This window comes from Kordiimonas aestuarii (assembly GCF_025574465.1).
In the GTDB taxonomy this organism is placed as follows: Bacteria; Pseudomonadota; Alphaproteobacteria; order Sphingomonadales; family Kordiimonadaceae; genus Kordiimonas; species Kordiimonas aestuarii.
The window spans coordinates 1-21,884 of record NZ_JAOBPP010000020.1; the positions used below are offsets into that span (position 1 = coordinate 1).

Annotated in this window: 35 protein-coding genes; all 35 read left to right on the forward strand. The window is 55.4% G+C overall.

Annotated features, from left to right (window positions below; all coding sequences use genetic code 11):
* Nucleotides 1-2: 2 nt before the first annotated feature.
* Entirely contained in the window at nt 3-1,193 is a 1,191-nt protein-coding gene (gene tuf, locus OEU85_RS09255) for an elongation factor Tu (protein WP_262689420.1), read from the forward strand.
* 50 nt (nt 1,194-1,243) lie between these two features.
* Entirely contained in the window at nt 1,244-1,558 is a 315-nt protein-coding gene (rpsJ, locus tag OEU85_RS09260; protein WP_020401309.1) for a 30S ribosomal protein S10, read from the forward strand.
* Between the two features lie 5 nt (nt 1,559-1,563).
* Complete coding sequence (gene rplC, locus OEU85_RS09265) at nt 1,564-2,310, forward strand: 50S ribosomal protein L3 (protein ID WP_317277421.1); 747 nt, start codon at nt 1,564-1,566, stop codon at nt 2,308-2,310.
* A 5-nt stretch (nt 2,311-2,315) separates the two neighbouring features.
* Complete coding sequence (rplD, locus tag OEU85_RS09270) at nt 2,316-2,936, forward strand: 50S ribosomal protein L4 (protein ID WP_262691193.1); 621 nt, start codon at nt 2,316-2,318, stop codon at nt 2,934-2,936.
* Nucleotides 2,933-3,226, forward strand: coding sequence for a 50S ribosomal protein L23 (locus OEU85_RS09275; RefSeq protein WP_262691194.1), 294 nt, complete (start codon nt 2,933-2,935; stop codon nt 3,224-3,226). The genes rplD and OEU85_RS09275 overlap by 4 nt, the downstream gene beginning before the upstream one ends.
* 3 nt (nt 3,227-3,229) lie before the next feature.
* On the forward strand, nt 3,230-4,066 hold the full coding sequence (gene rplB, locus OEU85_RS09280; RefSeq protein ID WP_262691195.1) for a 50S ribosomal protein L2: 837 nt from the start codon (nt 3,230-3,232) through the stop codon (nt 4,064-4,066).
* Between the two features lie 12 nt (nt 4,067-4,078).
* Nucleotides 4,079-4,360: a 30S ribosomal protein S19 gene (rpsS, locus tag OEU85_RS09285; protein WP_262691196.1), complete on the forward strand. Its 282-nt coding sequence runs from the start codon at nt 4,079-4,081 to the stop codon at nt 4,358-4,360.
* A 2-nt stretch (nt 4,361-4,362) separates the two neighbouring features.
* Nucleotides 4,363-4,743 carry a 50S ribosomal protein L22 gene (gene rplV, locus OEU85_RS09290; protein WP_317277422.1) on the forward strand — a complete coding sequence of 127 codons (381 nt, stop codon included), beginning with the start codon at nt 4,363-4,365 and terminating at the stop codon, nt 4,741-4,743.
* Nucleotides 4,743-5,438: a 30S ribosomal protein S3 gene (rpsC, locus tag OEU85_RS09295; protein WP_262691197.1), complete on the forward strand. Its 696-nt coding sequence runs from the start codon at nt 4,743-4,745 to the stop codon at nt 5,436-5,438. Before rplV ends, rpsC begins: the two co-directional genes overlap by 1 nt.
* 31 nt (nt 5,439-5,469) lie before the next feature.
* Complete coding sequence (rplP, locus tag OEU85_RS09300; protein ID WP_262691198.1) at nt 5,470-5,880, forward strand: 50S ribosomal protein L16; 411 nt, start codon at nt 5,470-5,472, stop codon at nt 5,878-5,880.
* 19 nt (nt 5,881-5,899) lie between these two features.
* Complete coding sequence (gene rpmC, locus OEU85_RS09305; protein WP_262691199.1) at nt 5,900-6,091, forward strand: 50S ribosomal protein L29; 192 nt, start codon at nt 5,900-5,902, stop codon at nt 6,089-6,091.
* Nucleotides 6,092-6,102: 11 nt separating this feature from the next.
* Entirely contained in the window at nt 6,103-6,339 is a 237-nt protein-coding gene (gene rpsQ / locus OEU85_RS09310) for a 30S ribosomal protein S17 (protein WP_262691200.1), read from the forward strand.
* 46 nt (nt 6,340-6,385) lie between these two features.
* Entirely contained in the window at nt 6,386-6,754 is a 369-nt protein-coding gene (rplN, locus tag OEU85_RS09315) for a 50S ribosomal protein L14 (protein WP_262691201.1), read from the forward strand.
* Nucleotides 6,755-7,072 (forward strand): 50S ribosomal protein L24, encoded by a 318-nt coding sequence (gene rplX / locus OEU85_RS09320; RefSeq protein ID WP_262691203.1) that lies wholly within the window; start codon nt 6,755-6,757, stop codon nt 7,070-7,072.
* Nucleotides 7,065-7,625 carry a 50S ribosomal protein L5 gene (rplE, locus tag OEU85_RS09325; protein WP_262691204.1) on the forward strand — a complete coding sequence of 187 codons (561 nt, stop codon included), beginning with the start codon at nt 7,065-7,067 and terminating at the stop codon, nt 7,623-7,625. Before rplX ends, rplE begins: the two co-directional genes overlap by 8 nt.
* Nucleotides 7,626-7,649: 24 nt before the next feature.
* Nucleotides 7,650-7,955, forward strand: coding sequence for a 30S ribosomal protein S14 (gene rpsN, locus OEU85_RS09330; protein ID WP_262691205.1), 306 nt, complete (start codon nt 7,650-7,652; stop codon nt 7,953-7,955).
* Between the two features lie 12 nt (nt 7,956-7,967).
* Nucleotides 7,968-8,366, forward strand: coding sequence for a 30S ribosomal protein S8 (rpsH, locus tag OEU85_RS09335; RefSeq protein WP_262691206.1), 399 nt, complete (start codon nt 7,968-7,970; stop codon nt 8,364-8,366).
* Between the two features lie 15 nt (nt 8,367-8,381).
* The gene (gene rplF / locus OEU85_RS09340; RefSeq protein WP_262691207.1) at nt 8,382-8,915 is read left to right on the forward strand and encodes a 50S ribosomal protein L6; all 534 of its coding nucleotides are present in this window, start codon (nt 8,382-8,384) and stop codon (nt 8,913-8,915) included.
* A 12-nt stretch (nt 8,916-8,927) separates the two neighbouring features.
* Entirely contained in the window at nt 8,928-9,281 is a 354-nt protein-coding gene (gene rplR / locus OEU85_RS09345; RefSeq protein WP_262691208.1) for a 50S ribosomal protein L18, read from the forward strand.
* A gap of 26 nt (nt 9,282-9,307) precedes the next feature.
* Complete coding sequence (rpsE, locus tag OEU85_RS09350; RefSeq protein ID WP_262691209.1) at nt 9,308-9,889, forward strand: 30S ribosomal protein S5; 582 nt, start codon at nt 9,308-9,310, stop codon at nt 9,887-9,889.
* 6 nt (nt 9,890-9,895) lie between these two features.
* On the forward strand, nt 9,896-10,084 hold the full coding sequence (gene rpmD / locus OEU85_RS09355; protein ID WP_020401290.1) for a 50S ribosomal protein L30: 189 nt from the start codon (nt 9,896-9,898) through the stop codon (nt 10,082-10,084).
* A gap of 23 nt (nt 10,085-10,107) precedes the next feature.
* Nucleotides 10,108-10,563 (forward strand): 50S ribosomal protein L15, encoded by a 456-nt coding sequence (gene rplO, locus OEU85_RS09360; RefSeq protein WP_262691210.1) that lies wholly within the window; start codon nt 10,108-10,110, stop codon nt 10,561-10,563.
* 57 nt (nt 10,564-10,620) lie between these two features.
* Nucleotides 10,621-11,952, forward strand: a complete 1,332-nt coding sequence (gene secY, locus OEU85_RS09365) for a preprotein translocase subunit SecY (RefSeq protein WP_262691211.1) — start codon at nt 10,621-10,623, stop codon at nt 11,950-11,952.
* A complete protein-coding gene (locus OEU85_RS09370) occupies nt 11,949-12,596 on the forward strand; it encodes an adenylate kinase (protein WP_262691212.1) in 648 nt (215 codons plus the stop codon). The genes secY and OEU85_RS09370 overlap by 4 nt, the downstream gene beginning before the upstream one ends.
* Before the next feature lie 114 nt (nt 12,597-12,710).
* Nucleotides 12,711-13,079, forward strand: a complete 369-nt coding sequence (rpsM, locus tag OEU85_RS09375; protein WP_262691213.1) for a 30S ribosomal protein S13 — start codon at nt 12,711-12,713, stop codon at nt 13,077-13,079.
* 48 nt (nt 13,080-13,127) lie between these two features.
* Nucleotides 13,128-13,517: a 30S ribosomal protein S11 gene (rpsK, locus tag OEU85_RS09380; protein ID WP_262691214.1), complete on the forward strand. Its 390-nt coding sequence runs from the start codon at nt 13,128-13,130 to the stop codon at nt 13,515-13,517.
* An 88-nt stretch (nt 13,518-13,605) separates the two neighbouring features.
* Nucleotides 13,606-14,622 (forward strand): DNA-directed RNA polymerase subunit alpha, encoded by a 1,017-nt coding sequence (locus OEU85_RS09385; RefSeq protein WP_394805407.1) that lies wholly within the window; start codon nt 13,606-13,608, stop codon nt 14,620-14,622.
* A gap of 148 nt (nt 14,623-14,770) precedes the next feature.
* A complete protein-coding gene (rplQ, locus tag OEU85_RS09390) occupies nt 14,771-15,193 on the forward strand; it encodes a 50S ribosomal protein L17 (RefSeq protein WP_262691215.1) in 423 nt (140 codons plus the stop codon).
* 112 nt (nt 15,194-15,305) lie between these two features.
* Nucleotides 15,306-15,917, forward strand: coding sequence for an O-methyltransferase (locus tag OEU85_RS09395; protein WP_262691216.1), 612 nt, complete (start codon nt 15,306-15,308; stop codon nt 15,915-15,917).
* A gap of 7 nt (nt 15,918-15,924) precedes the next feature.
* Nucleotides 15,925-16,461, forward strand: coding sequence for an NUDIX hydrolase (locus tag OEU85_RS09400; protein ID WP_262691217.1), 537 nt, complete (start codon nt 15,925-15,927; stop codon nt 16,459-16,461).
* A gap of 84 nt (nt 16,462-16,545) precedes the next feature.
* On the forward strand, nt 16,546-17,199 hold the full coding sequence (locus tag OEU85_RS09405) for a glutathione S-transferase family protein (protein ID WP_394805409.1): 654 nt from the start codon (nt 16,546-16,548) through the stop codon (nt 17,197-17,199).
* Between the two features lie 89 nt (nt 17,200-17,288).
* On the forward strand, nt 17,289-17,978 hold the full coding sequence (locus tag OEU85_RS09410; RefSeq protein WP_262691219.1) for a hypothetical protein: 690 nt from the start codon (nt 17,289-17,291) through the stop codon (nt 17,976-17,978).
* Nucleotides 17,979-18,154: 176 nt separating this feature from the next.
* The gene (locus OEU85_RS09415) at nt 18,155-19,606 is read left to right on the forward strand and encodes a Do family serine endopeptidase (RefSeq protein WP_262691220.1); all 1,452 of its coding nucleotides are present in this window, start codon (nt 18,155-18,157) and stop codon (nt 19,604-19,606) included.
* 6 nt (nt 19,607-19,612) lie between these two features.
* Nucleotides 19,613-20,932 carry a replication-associated recombination protein A gene (locus OEU85_RS09420; protein ID WP_262691221.1) on the forward strand — a complete coding sequence of 440 codons (1,320 nt, stop codon included), beginning with the start codon at nt 19,613-19,615 and terminating at the stop codon, nt 20,930-20,932.
* A 77-nt stretch (nt 20,933-21,009) separates the two neighbouring features.
* Nucleotides 21,010-21,879, forward strand: coding sequence for a hypothetical protein (locus tag OEU85_RS09425; protein ID WP_262691222.1), 870 nt, complete (start codon nt 21,010-21,012; stop codon nt 21,877-21,879).
* Nucleotides 21,880-21,884: the final 5 nt, after the last annotated feature.

Sequence of the window (21,884 nt, forward strand, 5' to 3'; positions counted from 1 at the left end):
CAATGGCAAAAGCAAAATTTGAACGGAACAAGCCGCACTGCAACGTTGGTACGATTGGTCACGTTGACCATGGTAAGACGACGCTGACGGCGGCGATCACGAAAGTTCTCGCAGAGGCAGGTCATGGTGAAGCAGTAGACTTCGCGAACATTGACAAGGCCCCTGAGGAGCGCGAGCGTGGTATTACGATTTCGACAGCGCACGTAGAGTATGAGACGGAAGCCCGTCACTATGCTCACGTTGACTGCCCTGGCCACGCTGACTATGTGAAGAACATGATCACGGGTGCGGCGCAGATGGACGGCGCTATTCTGGTAGTGAACGCAGCGGACGGCCCGATGCCTCAGACCCGCGAGCACATTCTGCTTGCGCGTCAGGTTGGTGTTCCAGCGCTTGTTGTTTTCATGAACAAGGTTGACCAGGTTGATGACGAAGAGCTTCTCGAGCTTGTTGAGATGGAAATCCGCGAGCTTCTGAGCGAATATGAATTCCCGGGCGACGACATTCCGATCGTTGCGGGTTCTGCGCTTGCAGCTCTTGAAGGTCGTGACGACACCATTGGCAAAGAGAAGATCCTCGAGCTGATGAAAGCGGTTGACGAGTATATCCCGCAGCCTGAGCGTGCGATTGACGGTGCGTTCCTGATGCCTGTTGAGGATGTGTTCTCGATCTCTGGTCGTGGTACGGTTGTTACCGGTCGTGTTGAGCGCGGTGTTGTTAAGGTTGGCGAAGAAGTAGCGATCGTCGGCATCAAGGACACGACGAAGACGACGGTTACGGGCGTTGAGATGTTCCGCAAGCTTCTGGACCAGGGCCAGGCAGGCGACAACATTGGTGCGCTGCTGCGTGGTGTTGGCCGTGATGACGTTGAGCGTGGCCAGGTTCTGGCACACGTTGGCACGATCACGCCGCACACGAAGTTCACGGCAGAGACCTACATCCTCACCAAAGAGGAAGGTGGCCGTCACACGCCGTTCTTCGCGAACTATCGTCCGCAGTTCTACTTCCGTACGACCGACGTTACGGGGACGGTTGAGCTGCCAGAGGGCACCGAGATGGTTATGCCTGGCGATAACGTGAACCTGACCGTTGAGCTGATCGCACCGATCGCCATGGACGAGGGCCTCCGCTTCGCTATCCGCGAAGGCGGTCGTACCGTCGGCGCTGGCGTCGTGGCCAAAATCCTCGATTAATAGTAACAAGGCGCCGGTAACCCCGGCGCCGCTTTTAAGGTGTAAGATCAATGGAAGCGCAAAATATTCGCATCCGCCTGAAGGCTTTTGACCACCGCGTGCTTGACCAAGCTACCGGTGAAATCGCCAGCACGGCTAAGCGTACGGGCGCTCTGGTGCGCGGTCCTATTCCGCTGCCGACCAGGATCGAAAAGTTCACGGTTCTTCGTGGTCCCCACATTGACAAGAAGTCCCGCGAGCAATTCGAAATGCGTACTCACAAACGCTTGCTCGACATTGTTGACCCAACCCCACAGACCGTGGACGCGCTGATGAAGCTCGACCTCGCTGCTGGTGTTGACGTTGAAATCAAACTGCAAGGATAAGACCCATGCGTACAGGTTTGATTGCAAAAAAACTCGGTATGACCCGCATCTTCAATGACGCCGGTCACCACGTGCCCGTAACGGTTCTGCAGCTCGACGGCTGTCAGGTTGTTGCGCAGCGCACAAATGAAAAAGACGGTTACACGGCTCTGCAACTTGGTGCCGGTGCCCGTAAAGTAAAAAACGTTTCCAAGGCACAACGCGGCCACTTCGCTAAAGCTCAGGTAGAGCCGAAGGCAAAAGTAGCTGAATTCCGTGTTGCCGAGGACGCGCTTGTTGAAGTCGGCGCAGAGCTGACCGCAGATCACTTCCTCGTAGGCCAGCGTGTTGACGTTGTTGGCACGTCGAAGGGTAAAGGTTTTGCGGGTGCAATGAAGCGTCACAACTTCGGTGGTCTGCGTGCATCGCACGGCGTATCCATCTCCCACCGTTCGCACGGTTCCACGGGTCAGTGTCAAGACCCAGGCCGCGTGTTCAAGGGCAAGAAGATGGCTGGTCACCTTGGTGACGTTCGCAAGACTGTCCAAAGCGTTGAAATCATTGAAACGCGGGTTGAAGATGGCCTCATCCTCGTCAAGGGTGGTATCCCTGGTTCGAAAGAAAGCTGGGTACTGATCTCTGACGCTGCGAAGAAAGCCGCTCCGGAAGGTTTGCCGATGCCGGCAGCGTTCCGCGCCCCTGCGCAAGCAGAAGCGCCAGCTGAAGCTCCGGCTGAAGCAGCTGATGCGCCTGCAGAAGCTAACGAGGAATAAGCGTCATGAAGACCGACGTCCTTACACTTGACGCCAAAAAGGCTGGTGACATCGATCTCGATGATGCCATCTTCGGCGTAACCGCACGTGCAGACATCCTGCACCGTGTGGTAAACTGGCAGCTCGCAAAGCGCCGGGCTGGAACTCACGCTGTGAAGTTCCGTTCCGAGATCGCGCGTACTGGCAAGAAGTTCGGCAAACAAAAAGGTGGTGGTGGCGCACGTCACGGCGACCGTCGTTCGAACATCTTTATCGGTGGTGGTCGTGCTTTTGGCCCGATCCCGCGCGATCACGGTTTCGACCTGCCGAAGAAAGTACGCAAGCTTGGCTTGAAATCTGCTCTGTCCGCCAAAGCGGCTGATGGCAAGCTGATCATTGTTGATGTTGCGGAACTGAAAGACGGCAAAACGAAGGAATTGTCTGCAAAGCTCGAGAAGCTCGGCCTTGCTAACGCGCTCTTCGTTGATGGTGCTGAAGTGAATGAAAACTTCAAGCGTGCTGTCTCGAACATCCCCAACGTTGATGTGCTGCCAAGCCAAGGTGCTAACGTGTACGACATTCTCCGTCGCGACACGCTGGTTCTGACCAAAGCTGCTGTTGCAAAACTCGAGGAGAGGCTCAAATGACCGCGATCAGACATTTTGACGTGATCCAGAGCCCCGTGATTACCGAGAAGGCAACACTCGGCTCTGAAAATAACCAGGTAACCTTCAAAGTAGCGATCGATGCCACGAAGCCGGAAATCAAAGCGGCTGTCGAGGCACTCTTCGACGTGAAAGTGAAGAAAGTCAACACGCTGCGCCAGGAAGGCAAAGTGAAACGGTTCCGCGGTGTAGTCGGCAAACGTGCCGAGTACAAAAAAGCGATCGTTACACTTGTCGAAGGTAACAGCATTGACGTGACGACGGGGGTTTAACCGATGGCACTCAAGCAATATAAACCGGTGACCCCGGCCCAGCGTGGCCTCGTTCTTGTTGACCGTGAAGGTCTGCACAAGGGCAAGCCAGTAAAAGCGCTGACCGAAGGTCTCACCAAGTCCGGTGGCCGCAACAACCATGGCCGTATCACCTCGCGTCGTCGTGGTGGTGGTCATAAGCGTACCTACCGGGTAATCGACTTCAAACGCACGAAATGGGACGTTGCCGCAACCGTGGAACGACTCGAGTACGATCCGAACCGGACCGCATTCATTGCGCTAATCAAATATGAAGACGGTGAACTGGCTTACATCCTTGCACCACAGCGTCTCGCTCCTGGCGATACCGTGATTGCAGGCGAAAAAGTAGATGTGAAGCCAGGCAACGTAATGCCGCTCGCTAACATGCCTATCGGTACCATCATCCACAATGTGGAGATGAAGGCCGGTAAGGGTGGTCAGATGGCACGTTCCGCTGGTGCATACGCCCAGTTGATCGGTCGTGACCGCGGTTACGCGCAGCTTCGTCTGTCTTCCGGTGAAGTTCGCCTTGTTCGCGGCGAGTGTGTCGCGACGGTCGGTGCTGTATCCAACCCAGATAACCAAAACATCAAGCTCGCTAAAGCGGGCCGGAACCGCTGGCTCGGTCGTCGTCCAAGCGTTCGTGGCGTTGCCATGAACCCTGTCGATCACCCGCACGGTGGTGGTGAAGGTCGTACCTCCGGTGGTCGTCATCCTGTGACGCCATGGGGTAAGCCTACCAAAGGTAAGAAGACTCGGTCCAACAAAGGTACCGACAAGCTTATCATCCGGTCGCGCCACGAGCGCAAGAAACGCTAAGGAGTCCTGAATATGGCACGCTCTGTATGGAAAGGCCCTTTCGTTGACATGCACCTTCTCAAGAAGGTGGAAGCGGCTATGGAAAGCGGTAAAACTTCGGCAATCATTCAGACATGGTCACGTCGTTCGACCATTCTGCCGAATTTCGTTGGGCTGACCTTCAATGTCTACAATGGGCAAAAGTTCATTCCCGTTTACGTGACGGAAGACATGGTTGGTCACAAGCTCGGTGAATTCGCGCCGACACGGACCTACTACGGTCACGCCGCCGACAAAAAAGCGAAGAGGAAGTAACTGTGGGTAAGCAATCTGCAAAACGCCGTTTGGCGGATAACGAAGCTGTAGCTACCGCTACCATGCTTCGCGGCTCGCCCCAGAAGCTTAACCTGGTGGCTGCTAGCATTCGCGGTATGAAAGTGGAGAAAGCTCTGGCCAGCCTGAGCTTCAACCGCCGCCGCACTGCAATCGACGTGAAGAAAGTTCTGCAGTCTGCAATCGCAAACGCAGAAAACAATCACAATCTGGACGTGGATAGCCTCGTAGTTGCGGAAGCAACCGTGGGCAAGGCACTCGTGATGAAGCGCTTCCGCGCCCGCGCTCGCGGTCGTGTTGGCAAAATCGTGAAGCCGTTCAGCCGTCTGCGCATCGTTGTGCGCGAAGTAGAGGAGACTGCATAATGGGTCAGAAAGTTAGTCCCGTTGGTCTGCGCCTGGGTGTAAACCGCACCTGGGACTCGCGCTGGTATGCCGAAGGCGAAGATTACGGCAACCTGTTGCATGAAGACCTGAAAATCCGCAAGTTCGTGATGAAGGAGCTGTCGCAAGCCGGTATCTCCAAAGTGATCATCGAACGTCCGGCAAAAAAATGTCGCGTGACCATCTACTCGGCTCGTCCGGGTGTGATCATCGGCAAAAAAGGCGCCGACATTGAAAAGCTTCGTCGTAAGATCGCGAATTTCACGAGCTCCGACGTAAGCCTGAACATTGTTGAAGTCCGTAAGCCGGAAATCGACGCGAAGCTTATCGCCGACAATATCGCACAACAGCTGGAGCGTCGTGTTGCGTTCCGCCGTGCAATGAAGCGTGCGGTGCAAAGCGCCATTCGTCTTGGTGCCGGTGGTATCCGGATCAACTGCGCAGGCCGTCTTGGTGGCGCTGAGATCGCACGGACCGAATGGTACCGCGAAGGCCGCGTGCCGCTGCATACCCTGCGCGCAGACATCGACTATGGTGTCTCCGAAGCCCTGACCGCATACGGTATTTGCGGCATCAAGGTTTGGGTGTTCAAAGGCGAGATCATGGAACACGACCCAATGGCTCATGAACGCCGTGCAAACGAAGTTCAAAGCCAAGGTGGCCCGTCCCGCCGTTAGGCCGGACGGAAAGTGATAGGAGCGACAGACAATGTTGCAACCGAAACGTACAAAGTTCCGTAAGGCCCACAAAGGCCGTATCCATGGCAATGCCAAGGGCGGAACCGATCTGAACTTCGGCCAGTTCGGTCTCAAAGCGACCGCACCAGGCCGTGTAACGGCTCGTCAAATCGAGGCAGCCCGTCGTGCTATGAACCGCCACATGAAGCGGTCAGGCAAAGTCTGGATCCGGATTTTCCCGGATGTTCCAGTAACGGCGAAACCTGCCGAGGTCCGGATGGGTAAAGGTAAAGGCTCTGTCGATCGTTGGGTGTGCAAGGTAAAACCTGGCCGCATCATGTTTGAGATCGATGGTGTTAATGAAGAACTGGCGCGTGGTGCGTTCGAACGTGCAGCTGCAAAGCTTGCTGTTCAAACTCGCATCGTGCAACGGATGCATTAAGAGCTAACGGAGAACTAAAATGAAGGCAGCTGATCTTCGTGCCAAGTCGCAAGACGAGCTCCGTCAAGAGCTCGAAAGCCTGAAGAAAGAGCAGTTCAACCTGCGTTTTCAGGCAGCGTCTGGCCAACTGGAAAACACGGCTCGCGTTCGTGAGATCCGCCGTGATGTAGCGCGGATCAAAACGATCCTGAGCCAATCGGCTGAGGCGTAAGGAGTAGACCCATGCCAAAGCGTATTCTGCAAGGTACAGTAGTCAGCAACAAGGGCGACAAAACCGTTGTTGTTAAAGTTGAACGTCGGATCAAGCATCCTTTGCTTGACAAAATTATTCGGCGCTCTAAGAAGTACCACGCTCACGATGAGAGCAACACTATTCAGGTTGGGGAGACAGTCCGCATTGAGGAATGTCGTCCTATTTCTAAACTGAAGACCTGGCGCGTAGTTGGCGGTGAGGCTTAGGCCTCACCTTCTTGCTATTCGTCGGCAATAACAAAGGGTGTAACCCATGATTCAGATGCAAACCAACCTCGACGTGGCCGACAACTCCGGGGCCAAGAGGGTGCAGTGCATTAAAGTGCTTGGTGGTTCCAAGCGCAAAACTGCCGGGGTAGGCGACATCATCGTCGTCTCCGTAAAGGAAGCGATCCCACGGGGTCGTGTTAAAAAAGGTGACGTGCACCGCGCTGTCATCGTTCGTACTGCTAAGGAAGTACGTCGTCAGGACGGCACCGCCATCCGCTTCGACCGCAACGCAGCAGTGCTTGTAAACAAAAACCATGAGCCGATCGGTACGCGTATTTTTGGCCCGGTCGTGCGTGAACTGCGTGCAAAGAAGCATATGAAAATCATCTCGCTTGCACCGGAGGTACTATAAATGGCCGCGAAACTGAAAAAAGGTGACAAGGTCGTTGTGGTTGCCGGTAAAGACAAAGGCAAGCGCGGCGAAATCACGTCTGTACTGCCTGCTGAAGGTCGTGCGTTTGTATCGGGTGTGAACCTGATCAAGAAGCACAACCGCCCAACGCAGACCAGTGCTGGTGGTATCGAAACGAAGGAAGCCGCTATTCAGCTCTCCAATCTGATGATTGAAGACCCGAAAGACAGTGTCCCTTCTCGTGTTGGTTTCAAAACACTCGAAGACGGTCGCAAGGTTCGCTTTGCGAAGAAGTCCGGGGAGGTGATCGATGGCTAAAGCAACCAAGGCTCTGCCACGCCTTCGTACAATGTACGAAGAAAAAGTACGTGCTTCCTTGCAGGAACAGTTCGGCTATAAAAACCCGATGCAGGTTCCGAAACTGGACAAGGTTGTCATCAACGTTGGTGTTGGTGAAGCCGTTCAGGACAAGAAGAAGATCGACAAGGTAGTAGAAGAAATCGCTGCTATCTCCGGTCAGAAGCCTGTTGTTACCAACGCCCGCAAGTCGATCGCAGGTTTCAAGCTGCGTGAAGGCATGCCGATTGGCGTGAAGGTAACACTGCGCTCTGAGCGTATGTACGAGTTTCTTGATCGCCTGATCACCATTGCACTTCCACGTGTCCGTGACTTCCAGGGTGTTAACCCGAAGTCTTTCGACGGTCGTGGCAACTATGCAATGGGCCTGAAGGAACAAATCGTCTTCCCCGAAATCGATTACGATCGTATCGATACTGTTCGCGGGATGGACATCATCATCTGCACCACGGCTCAAAACGATGATGAAGCGCGTGCGCTTCTCGCCGGTTTTGACATGCCGTTCAAAAAGTAACGGCAGCCGAAGGAGGGTTTTTACATGGCTAAGAAAAGTGCCATCAACAAGAACGCACGGCGTGAAAAGCTTGTTGCAAAATACGCAAAGAAGCGCGCTGAGCTCAAGGCGAAGATCTACGACAAGGATCTGAACGACGAAGAGCGCTGGGTGTATGCGTTGCAGCTTGCTGCCATGCCACGTAACGGCGCAAAGACGCGTCTTCGCAATCGCTGCGAAGTAACTGGTCGTCCGCGCGGTTATTATCGTAAATTCAAGATGTCCCGTATCGGGCTGCGTGAGCTTGGCTCCGCTGGCAAGATACCGGGCGTTGTTAAGTCAAGCTGGTAAGGGGGTAGGCTCATGTCGATGACTGATCCGATCGGCGATATGCTGACCCGTATCCGCAACGGTCTGCAAGCTCGCAAAACTGTTGTATCCACACCTGCGTCCAAAACGCGTCAACGCATTCTGGACGTTTTGCAGCGTGAAGGTTTCATCCGCGGTTATTCCCGGATCGAAGGCGAAGCTAATAAAGCTGAGCTGACCATCGAGCTGAAGTATCACGAAGGTGAACCGGTTATCCGCACGATCAATCGTGTGTCCAAGCCTGGTCGCCGCGTGTACAGCTCGGTTCGTGACCTGCCACGCGTTCACAACGGCCTTGGTATTTCGATTGTCTCCACACCGAAAGGTGTTCTCTCCGACGCAGAAGCGCGTGAGAACAATGTGGGCGGCGAAATCCTCTGCACCGTATTCTAAGGAAAGGGAGAACTCATGTCCCGTATCGGTAAAAAGCCAGTGGCTATTCCGTCCGGCGTGACCGTTTCCTTGAACGGTTCGGACCTGACGGTAAAAGGCCCTAAAGGCGAACTCGCCATGTCCTTCGTTCCTGAGGTAACTGTTGCCCAGGAAGAAGCAGGCATCGTGGTGAAGCCTGTAAACGACACGAAGCGTGCCCGCTCCATGTGGGGGATGCAGCGTACGATGATTTCCAACCTGATGGAGGGTGTAACCACCGGTTACTCCAAGAAGCTCCAGATCGCAGGTGTTGGTTATCGCGCTGCTATGAAAGGCTCTGCGCTGAACCTGCAACTTGGCTACAGCCATGATATTGATTTCCCGGTCCCAGCCGGTCTCAAGATTGAGACGCCTGATCAGACCACGATCATTATCTCCGGCATCGACAAACAAGCTGTCGGTGAGACAGCAGCCAAGATCCGCGAGTTCCGCAAGCCTGAGCCCTACAAAGGTAAGGGTATCAAGTACGAAGGTGAATATATCTTCCGCAAGGAAGGTAAGAAGAAGTAACGGGTGGCAGGAATGGCTAAAAACAAACTTTTTGAACGGCGCCGTCAGCGCAACCGTACACAGCTTCGCAAGAAGAGTGTCGGGCGGCCGCGTCTTTCTGTTCACCGCACAAACCAGCATATCTATGCGCAGATTATCGACGATGTTAAGGGCGCGACTGTTGCCGCTGCCTCCACCGCCGAGAAGGACCTGCGTGACGCTGCAACCTCCAATGTCGAGGCTGCAACGAAGGTTGGGAAATTGATTGCCGAGCGTGCTAAAGCTGCCGGCGTTGCTGATGTCGTGTTCGACCGTGGTGGGTTCCTCTACCATGGCCGTGTAAAAGCACTGGCTGACGCGGCGCGCGAAGGCGGCTTGGTATTCTAAGGTTAAGATAAGGAAAAGGATGTCCAATGGCACGCCCAGAACGCAATCGTGAGGAAAGCGAACTCATTGAGAAGCTTGTTCACATCAACCGTGTGGCCAAGGTAGTAAAAGGTGGTCGTCGCTTTGGTTTTGCTGCTCTCGTAGTAGTCGGTGACCAACGTGGCCGTGTTGGCTTCGGGAACGGCAAGGCACGTGAAGTGCCGGAAGCGATCCGGAAGGCGACAGAAGCTGCTAAGAAAAATATGATCCGCGTACCGCTCCGTGAGGGCCGGACGCTGCACCATGATATCCGCGGCCGTTGGGGCGCAGGTCGGGTGCTGCTCCGTACCGCTCAGGCTGGTACCGGTATCATCGCAGGTGGTCCGATGCGCGCAGTGTTTGAAGCACTTGGCGTACAGGACGTGGTAACGAAGTCGCAAGGTAGCTCGAACCCATACAACATGGTTCGCGCAACGTTCGACGCTCTGGTTAACCAGAATTCGCCACGTCAGATCGCCGCTAAACGTGGCAAGAAAGTTGCTGACATCGTAGCACGCCGTGGCGACATTAAAGTCGTCGGTGCCAGCGATGAAGGTGACGACGCTGCAGAAGCAAATTCGGCGGAGTAATGACCCATGGCTGCGAAGAAAAAAACGGTTAAAGTGACACAGATCGGTAGCCCGATCCGTCGTGTAAAAGACCAGCGTGCCACGCTGGTCGGCCTCGGGCTGAACAAAATGAACAAGACGCGTGAGCTGGAAGATACCCCGGCTGTTCGCGGCATGATCAACAAGGTGCACCATCTCGTGCGCGTTGAAGACTAAGCCGGCGCGATCGGAGAATAGTGATGAAAATCAACGAACTTCGTGACAACGACGGCGCCCGTAAAGAGCGCACGCGTGTTGGTCGCGGTATCGGTTCCGGCAAGGGTAAGACCGCCGGTTCCGGTCACAAAGGTCAGAAAGCACGTTCAGGCGTTGCGATCCACGGTTTCGAGGGCGGCCAGATGCCAATCTACCGCCGTCTCCCGAAACGTGGTTTCAAGAGCCTGAACAAAGGTGACTTCCAGGTGCTGAATATCGGCCGTCTGCAAAAGGCGATTGATGCGAAGAAACTGGACGCCAAGAAACCAATCACTGTCGAGACGCTTGTTGAAGCTGGCGTTGTTGGCAAGGTTGTGGACGGCGTACGTCTCCTTGCTAAAGGCGAACTGACTGCTAAAGTCGACATCACGGTTACGGGTGCGTCAAAAGGCGCAGTCGAAGCTGTTGAAAAGGCTGGCGGTAAAGTTACTGTTGCCTAACTAGCTAACGGGCCGAGATAATCTCGACAAAAGATCAAGGGGCTGAGGTAGGCGTATATGGCTTCCGCTGCAGAACAACTGGCGTCCAATATTAGCTTTGCTTCCATCGGTAAGGCCGAGGAACTGAAAAAGCGTATCTGGTTCGCTCTCGGTGCACTTATTGTGTATCGTCTATGCACTTATATTCCACTTCCCGGCATCGACGCAGATGCCCTCGCAAACATGTTTGCGAGCATGGGGAGCGGGATCCTGGATATGGTGAATACCTTCTCAGGGGGTGCGCTGCAGCGGATGTCGATTATCACGCTTGGCATCATGCCCTATATCTCGGCCTCTATCATCATGCAGCTCCTCACCACCATGAGCCCAACTTTGGCGGCGTGGAAAAAAGAGGGTGAGCAGGGTCGTAAGAAGATCAACCAGTATACCCGGTTTGGCACGGTTCTCCTGACCATCGTGCAGGGCTACGCGGTTGCAACCGGCCTTGAAGGCCAGGCGGGCGTTGTGGTTGACCCCGGCCTCTTCTTCCGTTTTACAACAGTGGTAACGCTTGTGGGCGGGACCATGTTCCTGATGTGGCTTGGTGAGCAGATCACGCAGCGCGGTATCGGTAACGGTATTTCGTTGATCATCTTCGCTGGCATTGTTGCCGAGCTACCCGGCACGCTGGCGCAAGCTTTTGAGCTGAACCGTGCTGGCTCAATGTCACTGGTCATCCTGCTGGCCATGCTGGTAGGGGCAGCGGCGCTCGTTTACTTTATCGTGTTCTGTGAGCGCGCCCAGCGCCGGGTGGTCATTCAGTATCCAAAACGGCAGCAGGGCAACCGCATGTTCCAGGGCGACAAGTCACACCTGCCAATGAAGCTGAACGTTGCTGGTGTTATTCCGCCGATTTTCGCATCGTCGCTCCTCTTGATGCCGCTGACCGTGGTGAATATGTACCAAAGTGGCGGGCCGGAGTGGCTTGGCACGGTGTCAGCCATATTGGCGCCGGGGCGTCCGCTGTATATCGCGCTTTATGTTGCCCTGATCGTTTTCTTCTGTTTCTTTTACACCGCTATTCAGTTCAATCCTGAGGACACGGCCGAGAACCTGAAGAAGCATGGTGGTTTTGTCCCGGGTATTCGCCCAGGTAAACGTACCGCGGAATATCTAGATTACGTATTGACACGCCTGACTGTTATCGGCTCTGCCTATATCGCGCTGGTGTGTGTGATCCCTGAGATACTCATGAGCCAGGCGGCGGTGCCGTTTTATATTGGTGGGACAAGCCTGTTGATCGTTGTCAATGTCACAATGGACACTGTGAGCCAGATCCACTCGCACCTGATGGCGCAGCAGTATGAAGGCCTTCTCAAGAAAGCTCGTCTGAAGGGAGGCCGCCGGTGATAGTCATTCTGTTCGGCCCTCCAGGCGCAGGCAAGGGCACGCAGGCCCAGCGACTTGAAAAGCAAAAGGGCCTCGTCCAGCTTTCCACCGGCGACATGCTGCGGGCAGCAGTTGCCGCAGAAACCGAGATGGGTAAGGCTGCAAAAGAAAAAATGTCTGCCGGCCAGTTGGTATCTGACGAAATCGTGATCGGCATAATCCGTGACCGCATTAGGGAAGATGACTGCAAGAGCGGTTTCATTCTTGATGGTTTCCCGCGCACTGTGGCGCAGGCCGAAGCGCTGGATGAGATGCTTGAGGCGCAGGGTTTGAAGCTCGACGCCGTGATTGAAATGAAGGTGGACGACGAAGCCCTTGTCGACCGCATCTCTGGCCGCTATACATGCGCCAAATGTAATGAGGGCTACCACGACACCAACCTGCAGCCGAGCGTTGACGGTGTGTGTGACGTGTGTGGCAGTCGAGAGTTTAAACGCCGCCCGGACGACAATGCGGAGACCGTGGCCAAGCGTTTGGAAGAATATTACGCACAGACGGCGCCGGTATTGCCATACTATGCGGAAAAAGGAATTTTGCAGCAAGTTGACGGTATGGCTTCCATCAGTGAAGTTGCTGCACAAATAGACGCAGTTTTGGCTGCGTAAAAAACTGTCATAAGGCGGTTGACGAACCGGGGTTTACTCATATAATCCCCGGCTTCAGCACGTCTTGTGATTCGAAAACAATTGACGTGAACTTTGTAACTAGGAGAAACGGTCGTGGCGCGTATTGCTGGCGTTAACATTCCGACCAACAAGCGAGTAGAAATCGCTTTGACCTATATTCACGGTATTGGCCACACGACGGCCAAGGGAATCTGCGACAAGCTGAGCCTCCCTCGTGAACGCCGGGTTTCGGAACTGACGGATGCTGAAGTAATTCAGATCCGTGAAATGATCGATGCTGAATTCACTGTTGAGGGTGACCTCCGCCGTGAAGTAGCGATCAACATCAAACGGTTGATGGACCTCAAGACCTATCGTGGTCTCCGTCACCGTGCAAAACTGCCGACGCGCGGTCAGCGCACGAGCACGAACGCCCGTACCCGTAAGGGTAAAGCGGTCGCGATCGCCGGTAAGAAGAAATAATCAGGGTTAGGCTGTTTAGGTCCCCCCATATTTTAGGGTCTGTTAGAGATGGCTAAAGACACAGGTCGCGTTAAGCGCCGTGAGCGGAAAAACATCACCAATGGTGTTGCTCACGTAAATGCATCGTTCAACAACACGATGGTCACTATTACGGACGTTCAAGGGAATGCGATTTCCTGGTCGTCCGCGGGCATGATGGGCTTTAAGGGCTCACGTAAATCCACGCCTTATGCTGCACAGGTTGCTGCGGAAGACGCAGGTAAAAAAGCGCAGGATCATGGCGTGAAATCATTGGAAGTGGAAGTGAAGGGTCCTGGCGCTGGTCGCGAGTCCGCTCTGCGCGCGCTTCAGGCTATCGGCTTTGTTATCACGTCTATTCGTGATGTGACGCCGATTCCACACAATGGCTGCCGCCCGCCGAAACGCCGCCGCGTTTAAGGCAATCTTGAGTATAGGGTAGTTACCGCCGAGTATTGGCGCGAATCCTTTGGCGCCTTTTAGCGTCATACAAAATGAGGGTTACACCGTGATCCAGAAAAACTGGCAGGAACTGATTAAACCAAATGGTCTTACGATCGAACCGGGTGCAGACCCGCTTCGTAAGGCCAAAATCGTCGTTGAACCGCTGGAGCGGGGCTATGGCATGACGCTGGGTAACGGCTTGCGTCGTGTGCTATTGTCTTCTCTGCAGGGCGGTGCTGTGACGAGCGTCCATATTGAGGGCGTGCTTCACGAGTTCTCTTCCGTACCGGGTGTACGCGAAGACGTGACCGACATCGTGCTCAACATCAAGCAACTGCCGGTTCGTGTGACCAGCGATAGCGTGAAGCGTCTTCACCTGACCGCAAGCGGTCCGGGCGAAGTAAAAGCAAGCGCGATCTCAGAAGTTGCTGACGTTGATATCCTCGACAAAGACCTCGTGCTTTGCCACCTCGACGAAGGCGCAACACTTAACATGGAACTGACGGTCGCATCCGGCAAAGGCTATGTGCCTGCTGACCGCAACCGTCCTGAAGACGCTCCGATCGGTCTGATCCCGGTTGATGCGCTCTACAGCCCGGTTAAGAAAGTCAGCTACAAGGTTGAGAACACCCGTGAAGGACAGGTTCTTGACTACGACAAACTGACGATGGAAATCGAAACCGATGGCACCGTGACGCCCGAGGACGCTGTTGCCTTCGCGGCCCGTATCCTTCAGGACCAGCTGGCCGTGTTCGTCAACTTCGATGAGCCGGAAGAAGCCACCAAGCAGGAAGACGACGACGAACCAGCGTTCAACCGTCAGCTTCTCCGCAAGGTGGACGAGCTTGAGCTTTCCGTGCGTAGCGCGAACTGCCTCAAGAACGACAACATCGTCTACATTGGTGATCTTGTGCAAAAAACCGAAGCAGAAATGCTCCGCACGCCGAACTTCGGCCGCAAGTCGCTCAACGAGATCAAGGAAGTTCTCTCGTCCATGGGCCTGCGCCTTGGCATGGAACTCCCGGCTTGGCCGCCTGAGAATATCGAAGAGCTCGCCAAGAAACTCGAACAAGACTACTAAGCGTTTGAGAATAAGTCCGTCAGTTTCGCTGGCGGGCTTTTGATCAATTTTGTAAAAAACCTCCCCGGATGCGGGGACACCTGCCGGTACTATGCCCACGCGTATGAGATAGGGCGCAAGGCCGGACAGGCATCAAGGAGTTAAAACCATGCGTCACCGTAAAGCCGGCCGTAAACTTAATCGGACCGCTAGCCACCGTAAGGCTATGTTCATGAACCTCAGCCAAGCGCTTATCAAGCACGAGCAGATCGTCACCACCTTGCCAAAAGCAAAAGAGCTGGGCCCGGTTGTTGAAAAGTTGATCACGCTTGCGAAAAAAGGTGGCCTTGCCAACCGTCGCCTTGCGATTGCCCGTCTTCAGGACGAAACAATTGTAAGCAAGATGTTTGATGAGCTTGCTGATCGTTACAAAGAGCGTGCCGGTGGTTACACCCGCGTTCTCAAGGCCGGTTTCCGTCACGGCGATAACGCGCCGATGGCAGTGATCGAACTTGTTGACCGTAACGAAGACGCCAAAGGCCAGGACAGCGGCCCAACCGCCGACATGGACGATGAGGCAGACGCGGCGTAAGCCACGTTTTCATCACAGAATTCGAAGGGGCGGCCATTTGGTCGCCCTTTTTCATTTCTACCGTGACCTTCAAGAACACGGGCGGGGCACGCCCGGTATATTGCGGAGGTTCATGGTGAGATTTGAGAAATGGCAGGAAGATGCGCCAGGCAGTGCGATGAAAACGCTGGGCCAAACGTTGGCGGCAATCGCGGTTGAGACAAAGGCGTTGGGGTTCGATATGGCCTCCGACCCTGCAGTGGGGTCACTTTTGCGCGCGTTGGCTGGCAGCAAGACCGGGGGTACCTGTCTTGAACTGGGGACGGGGACAGGACTTTCAACCGCCTGGATGCTGGCGGGCCTGTCGCGTGATGCGCGACTGGTCACTGTCGACAATGACGCGCGCTTTCAGGATGTCGCCCGTCGCCACCTTGAGGGTGACCCGCGTGTGACCTTCTGTCAGGAAGACGCCGGGGATTTTATTGCCGCGCTGGAGCCAGCTCAGTTTGACCTTATTTTCGCCGACACCTGGGCGGGCAAGTTCAGTCACCTTGATAAAACATTGGCACTCCTCAGGCCAGGCGGTATGTATGTCGTGGATGATCTGCTGCCACAGTCCAACTGGCCGTCCGGACACCAGGGCACAGTGGATGCCTTTGTGGCCGATATGGCCCGCAGGGAGGCGATCCGCGTCGCCAGTCTTGACTGGGCCAGCGGTATATTGATTGCGACCCGCATGACTTGAGGAATTTATGACTGACGATGTGACGCTGACGAGCCGCACCGAGGTTTACAGCGACCCCTATTTGCGGGTAGTACGCAAGTGCTTTGAGCACAAGGGGCGGGATTACGCCTATTTCATAAAGGAAGAACCGGAATTCGCCATCTGTGGCGCCATTACCGCGGACGGGCAGGTCCTCATGGTGCGTCAGTTCAGGCCTGGGCCAGCGCGTTGGCTTTATGACATGCCGGGCGGTATGATCGATGCGGGCGACACGCCGCTTGAAACCGCGCGCAGGGAACTTCTTGAAGAAACCGGCTATATGGCGGAGCTTGAACATCTGACAACCTGTTATGTCACAGCCTATTCAACAGCAAAAAAGCACATCTTCCTCGCGAAAAACTGCCGCAAAGTGGCAGAGCCGGAAGAGGACACCGGCGTCATTGCAGAGCCTGTCCTTCTGAATAAGGAAGCATTTTTAAAACTTGTCGATGGTGGTGAACTGCTTGATCTCGAATGTGGCCTTTTGCTTGCGCGGCATCTTTCTGAAAACATGGATGACAGGTGACCGCTCGATCTTTTGTGATTCGCATGTTGTTTTGTCGCCATGCACAGTAATGCCGCGACAAAGCGCTTCAGGGGAGGGATGATGATGATCACGGTAAGTGTCTATGGCTGGGTACCGCCATTTGCGCGCGGCCTTGTGCGTGACGTGAGGGTGCGCTGGGCTCTTGAGGAGGCTGGCCATGCTTACGAAGAACATGTTGTTGGCATGGAAGAGAAGGACGGCGATGACTATCGTCTTATGCAGCCGTTTGGACAGGTGCCGGTCTACCGGGAAGGTGACCTGACACTTTTTGAATCGGGGGCGATTGTCCGGCATATTGCCGCGAACTCATCGGTGCTCATGCCCTCGGATACAGGCGGCCGGGCCCGTGTAACCACATGGATGTTCGCGGCGCTCAATACGATAGAGCCGGTTGTGCAGGCTCTGGCGGAGATAGACCTTTTTCACGCAGAGGAAAACTGGACAAAGGAGCGCCGTCCCGCTGTGCTTGCCCGGCTGGAAAGACGGCTTGCCGAACTTTCAAGGCATATGGGCAACAAGGAGTATCTGGAGGAGCGCTTTAGCGCCGCCGATATCCTGATGGCTTCCGTGCTGCGCATTTTGCGCCATACCGATATTCTGCAAGAATTCCCGAGCCTTAAAATGTATCAGGCGCGTTGCGAAGCCCGTCCCGCATTCCGGAAAGCCCTCGAAGACCATATGGCGACGTTTGAGCGGGTTGCTCAGGCCGCATCATGAGCTTCAGCGTCGCAGTTTTTCCATAGTTGTTTGTTATCCCTTCTTGCGTTTGGAGTGCGACTTTACCCCAATATCGAGAAGGAAGTGACATGATAACCATGAAAAAAGCTGTCGGTGTGTTTGGACTTTCCCTGTTTTTCCCTGCTTTGGCAGCAGCGGATGACAGCGTGGCAATCGTCGCGCGGGCAAGTACCCAAGGGCTCGGCGGCGAAGTGGTTTTCCCGCTGGCCGAGAATATCAACCTTCGCGGCGGTGTTTATGGCTTTAAACTGAGCCATGATGATACCGCGTCGGATATCGAATATGATCTAGATGCCAAGCTGTTTTCTGCGGGCGGCTATTTGGACTGGCATGTATTTGGCGGCGGTTTTCGGTTAAGTGCGGGCGCGCTTTACGATACCAATAAACTGGTTGGGGCCAGTTTGCCGAACCAGACATACAATATTGGTGGTACGGAATACGCCTCTGATGATGTGGGGCAACTGAACGGTCGCGTGACAGCGAATAAATTCGCCCCTTATGCGGGGATCGGCTGGGGTAATGCGGTTAGCAGTGACAACAGCATCAAGATTTTGTTTGACCTTGGTGTCATGTATCATGGTCGTCCCGATGCCACGCTGAGCGCTGACATCCCGGCAGACAGCCCGCTTCGCGACGACCCGGCCCTGATGGCGCAGTTTCAGGCTGACCTTGCACAGGAAAGGATGGATTTTCAGGAAGATGTGGCGGATTATAAATTCTATCCGGTTGTCAGTGTTGGCGTGTCCTTCGCGTTCTAGTCTTGATTCATAAAGGGTTTCACCCTGTTGTTTGGTGAGGCCTGTGCCATCCCGGCATGCGCAGGAAGGTCGCACACTCTTGCGTACGGGCTTTCGCTCAGCCATAACACGTTATAAGAATGCGTTGGGGCCGGATCATTCCGGAGCAGGGCAGAAGACAAAGGATTGATGTGCTAATGAACCAGATCACGAAGCGTGTTTCATTTTTGATTGCACTGGTGGGAAGTCTGGCCAGTGCCGGGTCCGCACAGGACTATCAAACGGAGCGTGTTGTACCGCAAACAAGTGCTCAGGTTCAGCTTTCATATGCTCCCATTGTCCGAGAGGCCGCTCCCGCTGTCGTGAATATCTACACCAAGCAAGTGGTGCGATCGCGCCGGTCGGCGCTTTTTGATGATCCGTTGTTCCAGCGTTTTTTTGGTGACCAATTCAGTTTTGGCATGCCGGAAGAACGGGTGAGGGGCTCGTTGGGGTCCGGCGTTATTGTGCGCCCAAACGGCGTGATCGTCACCAACCACCACGTGATAGAGGGTGCTGACGAAATTCAGGTGGTGCTAGCCGACAGGCGGGAGTTTGACGCCCGCGTTGTGTTGGATGATCAACGCACCGACCTGGCAATCCTGCAAATCGACGTGGGGGATGAGCCGCTTCCAACACTTGCCCTTTCTGACTCCGATAACGTGCTGGTTGGCGATATCGTGCTTGCGATCGGTAACCCTTTTGGTATTGGCCAGACCGTGACAGGGGGCATCGTGTCTGCCACGGCGCGCACGCAGCAGGGCATCTCAGACTTTGGGTTTTTCATCCAGACAGATGCTGCAGTGAATCCGGGTAACTCGGGCGGCGCCCTTGTGGGTATGAACGGTGACCTTTTGGGCATCAATACAGCGATCTACAGTCGCACAGGTGCTTCGAACGGCATTGGCTTCGCCATTCCTGCCAATATGGTCAAGTCCGTATTGCGCGCAGCCCTCAATGAGGGGCAGCTCGTACGGCCATGGCTTGGGGTCAATGGCCAAAGCGTAACAGGTGAACTGGCCGCCAGTCTTGGGCTCGACCGCGCGGGCGGCGTACTGGTGGACAATGTCTTCCCCGGTAGCCCCGCCGCAACGGCAGACCTTAAGGTCGGGGACGTGATCATGGCCGTTGCCGGCAAGGAAGTTATTGACGAACCCGGGCTCAACTTCCGTATCGCGACGATGGAAGACGGGGCCGAGGTTACGCTCGCGGTTCTTAGCGACGGGTTCATTCAGGAACGGTCCGTGAAACTGGCCCTGCCGCCGGAAGAACCAAAAAGAAATGTAACCAAACTTGATGGCCGCAACCCGTTCCAGGGCGTGACAATTGGCAACCTGTCGCCGCGCTTTAACGACGAGTTGCAGATTGATCCGTTCCTCAAGGGGGTTGTGGTGCTGGAAGTGGACCGCCGTACACCGGCGGGGCGTTACCAGTTCCTGCTCCCGGGGGATATCCTGTTGGGCATCAATGGTGTGCGGGTGGAACAGGTGAGCGACCTTACCGACACACTCACTGACGGAGATGAACGGTATGTTTACCAGCTTCGTCGCCGTGGTCAGGCGCTTGAGTGTATGATCATACCGAACCGGTCATTCCGGTGCCGCCAGTAACCCGGTATGAGCGACCTTTTTGAAAGCGCGGGTGTGGATGACGGCACGCCACGCCCGCTGGCAGACCGTCTGCGCCCCAAATCGCTTGATGACGTCGTTGGTCAGGACCATCTTCTTGGCAGCAAGGGGGCGCTTGGCCGTATGGCGGCGACAGGGCGTCTCTCTTCACTTATCCTATGGGGACCACCGGGGACCGGCAAGACGACCATTGCGCGGCTTCTGGCGGGCCATGGGGAGTTGGCTTTTGAGCAGATATCAGCCATCTTCTCAGGTGTGGCGGACCTCAAGAAGGTTTTTGAGGCGGCGAAGGCGCGGCGCATGGGCGGGCGCGGCACACTTTTGTTCGTGGATGAGATCCACCGGTTTAACCGCTCGCAGCAGGACGGTTTCCTGCCCTATGTGGAAGATGGCACCATTATCCTGATCGGGGCGACCACCGAAAACCCATCATTTGAGATCAACAGCGCGCTTCTATCGCGGATGCAGGTTCTGGTGCTGAACCGCCATGACGATGCCGCGCTTGAGGAGCTGTTGACCCGCGCAGAGACTGAGCTTGAGGCCCCGCTACCACTGGACGATGATGCGCGCACCGCGCTCAAGGCAATGGCGGACGGTGATGGGCGGTTTCTTCTCAACTGTGTTGAAACGCTTTACGATCTCGCGGGCGATGAAACACTGGACCCGTCGGCACTGGCCGCCCTGCTGCAAAAGCGTGCGCCAAGCTACGACAAGGATCGGGACGGGCATTACAATCTTATCTCTGCGCTGCACAAATCGCTCAGGGGCTCTGACCCTGACGCCGCGCTCTATTGGGCCACGCGTATGCTTGTCGCGGGGGAAGACCCCTTGTATGTCATCCGCCGCCTTGTGCGCTTCGCCAGCGAAGATATTGGCCTTGCGGACCCCGAGGCTATCCATCAGGCGCTCGCCGCGAAGGACGCCTACGAATTCCTTGGCAGCCCGGAAGGGGAATTACAGGTCGTACAGGCTGTGCTTTATCTTGCTACCGCGCCCAAGTCGAACGCGGCCTACAAGGCAGAGAAAGCAGCGAAGCGTAGCGCAAAGGCAACCGGTAGCCTGATGCCGCCCGCGCATATCCTGAATGCCCCCACCAAAATGATGAAAGACATGGGCTACGGGGCGGGCTATGCGTATGACCACGACACCGAGGCCGGCGTATCGGGCCAGAGCTATTTCCCGGACGATATGAAGCGGGAGAACTTTTACCGGCCCGTTGCCCGCGGGTTCGAACGCGAAGTGCAGAAACGGCTTGAATATTTTAACCGCCTACGGGCGGATTACGGGGCGAAGAAACCACACGGATAAGGCTGGCATCCTATGGGCTAAGGGCCTGGTTTCATGTTATAGTCCCGCTTGGGAATGAACATGAAACCAGGTCGCGTGTGCAGCCATTTAACAAATTTGTCGGCATCGACTGGACGGGTGCCAAGGGCGTGAGGCACGCAGGCCTTGCTGTTGCCTTATGTACAGATGGCATGGGGTCGCCAGACCTTGTTGATCCGCCATCCGGGCACAATCGCTGGAGCCGGGCCGAGCTTTCTGACTGGTTGTCCGCGCGCATTGGCCGACGGAAGGGTGAGCGTGTGCTGGTGGGCATCGACTCGTCTTTTGGCATGCCTTTCATGGATGAGGGCCGATATTTCCCGGTTGCGGGAGCTCCGACAGATGTCGCACACCTTTGGCACACTGTTCGCACACTGTGTGGGCGTGACATTGATTTTTATGGTGGCCCGTTCGTGGACTTGCATTCGGACCATTATCTGCGCGTTGGCCACCGGGGCACGCGCTATAGACGCCGCATGCGGGTGGCTGAAAATCTGGCGGTTGCCTCGGGTGCAGGCCCCTGTGAGAGTGTGTTTCACCTGATCGGCCCCAGCCAGGTCGGCCTCTCGGGCCTGTCTACCATGGCAATGCTGCATGAGTTGAATGACGCGGACCACATTGCGATTTGGCCATTTGATGATCCCACCAGCGCACCCGTTGTGGTGGTGGAAATTTATGCGGCCGCTTTTGCCGCCCTTGGGTCACATCGGGGCAAGGTACGCGACCGGGCGGCCCTGACGAGTATCCTGCAAGCCTTTGGTATTGAAAAGGAACCCCGTATCGGCATGGCGTTTGATGACCACAAGGCGGATGCAATCTTGACCGCCGCCGCGCTGCGTCATATCGCGCCCGAGCGCAAATACTGGAATCCGCCAGAACTCTCCGCTATGGTGCGCCGCACCGAAGGCTGGATCTTCGGCATCGTTTAAAAAGG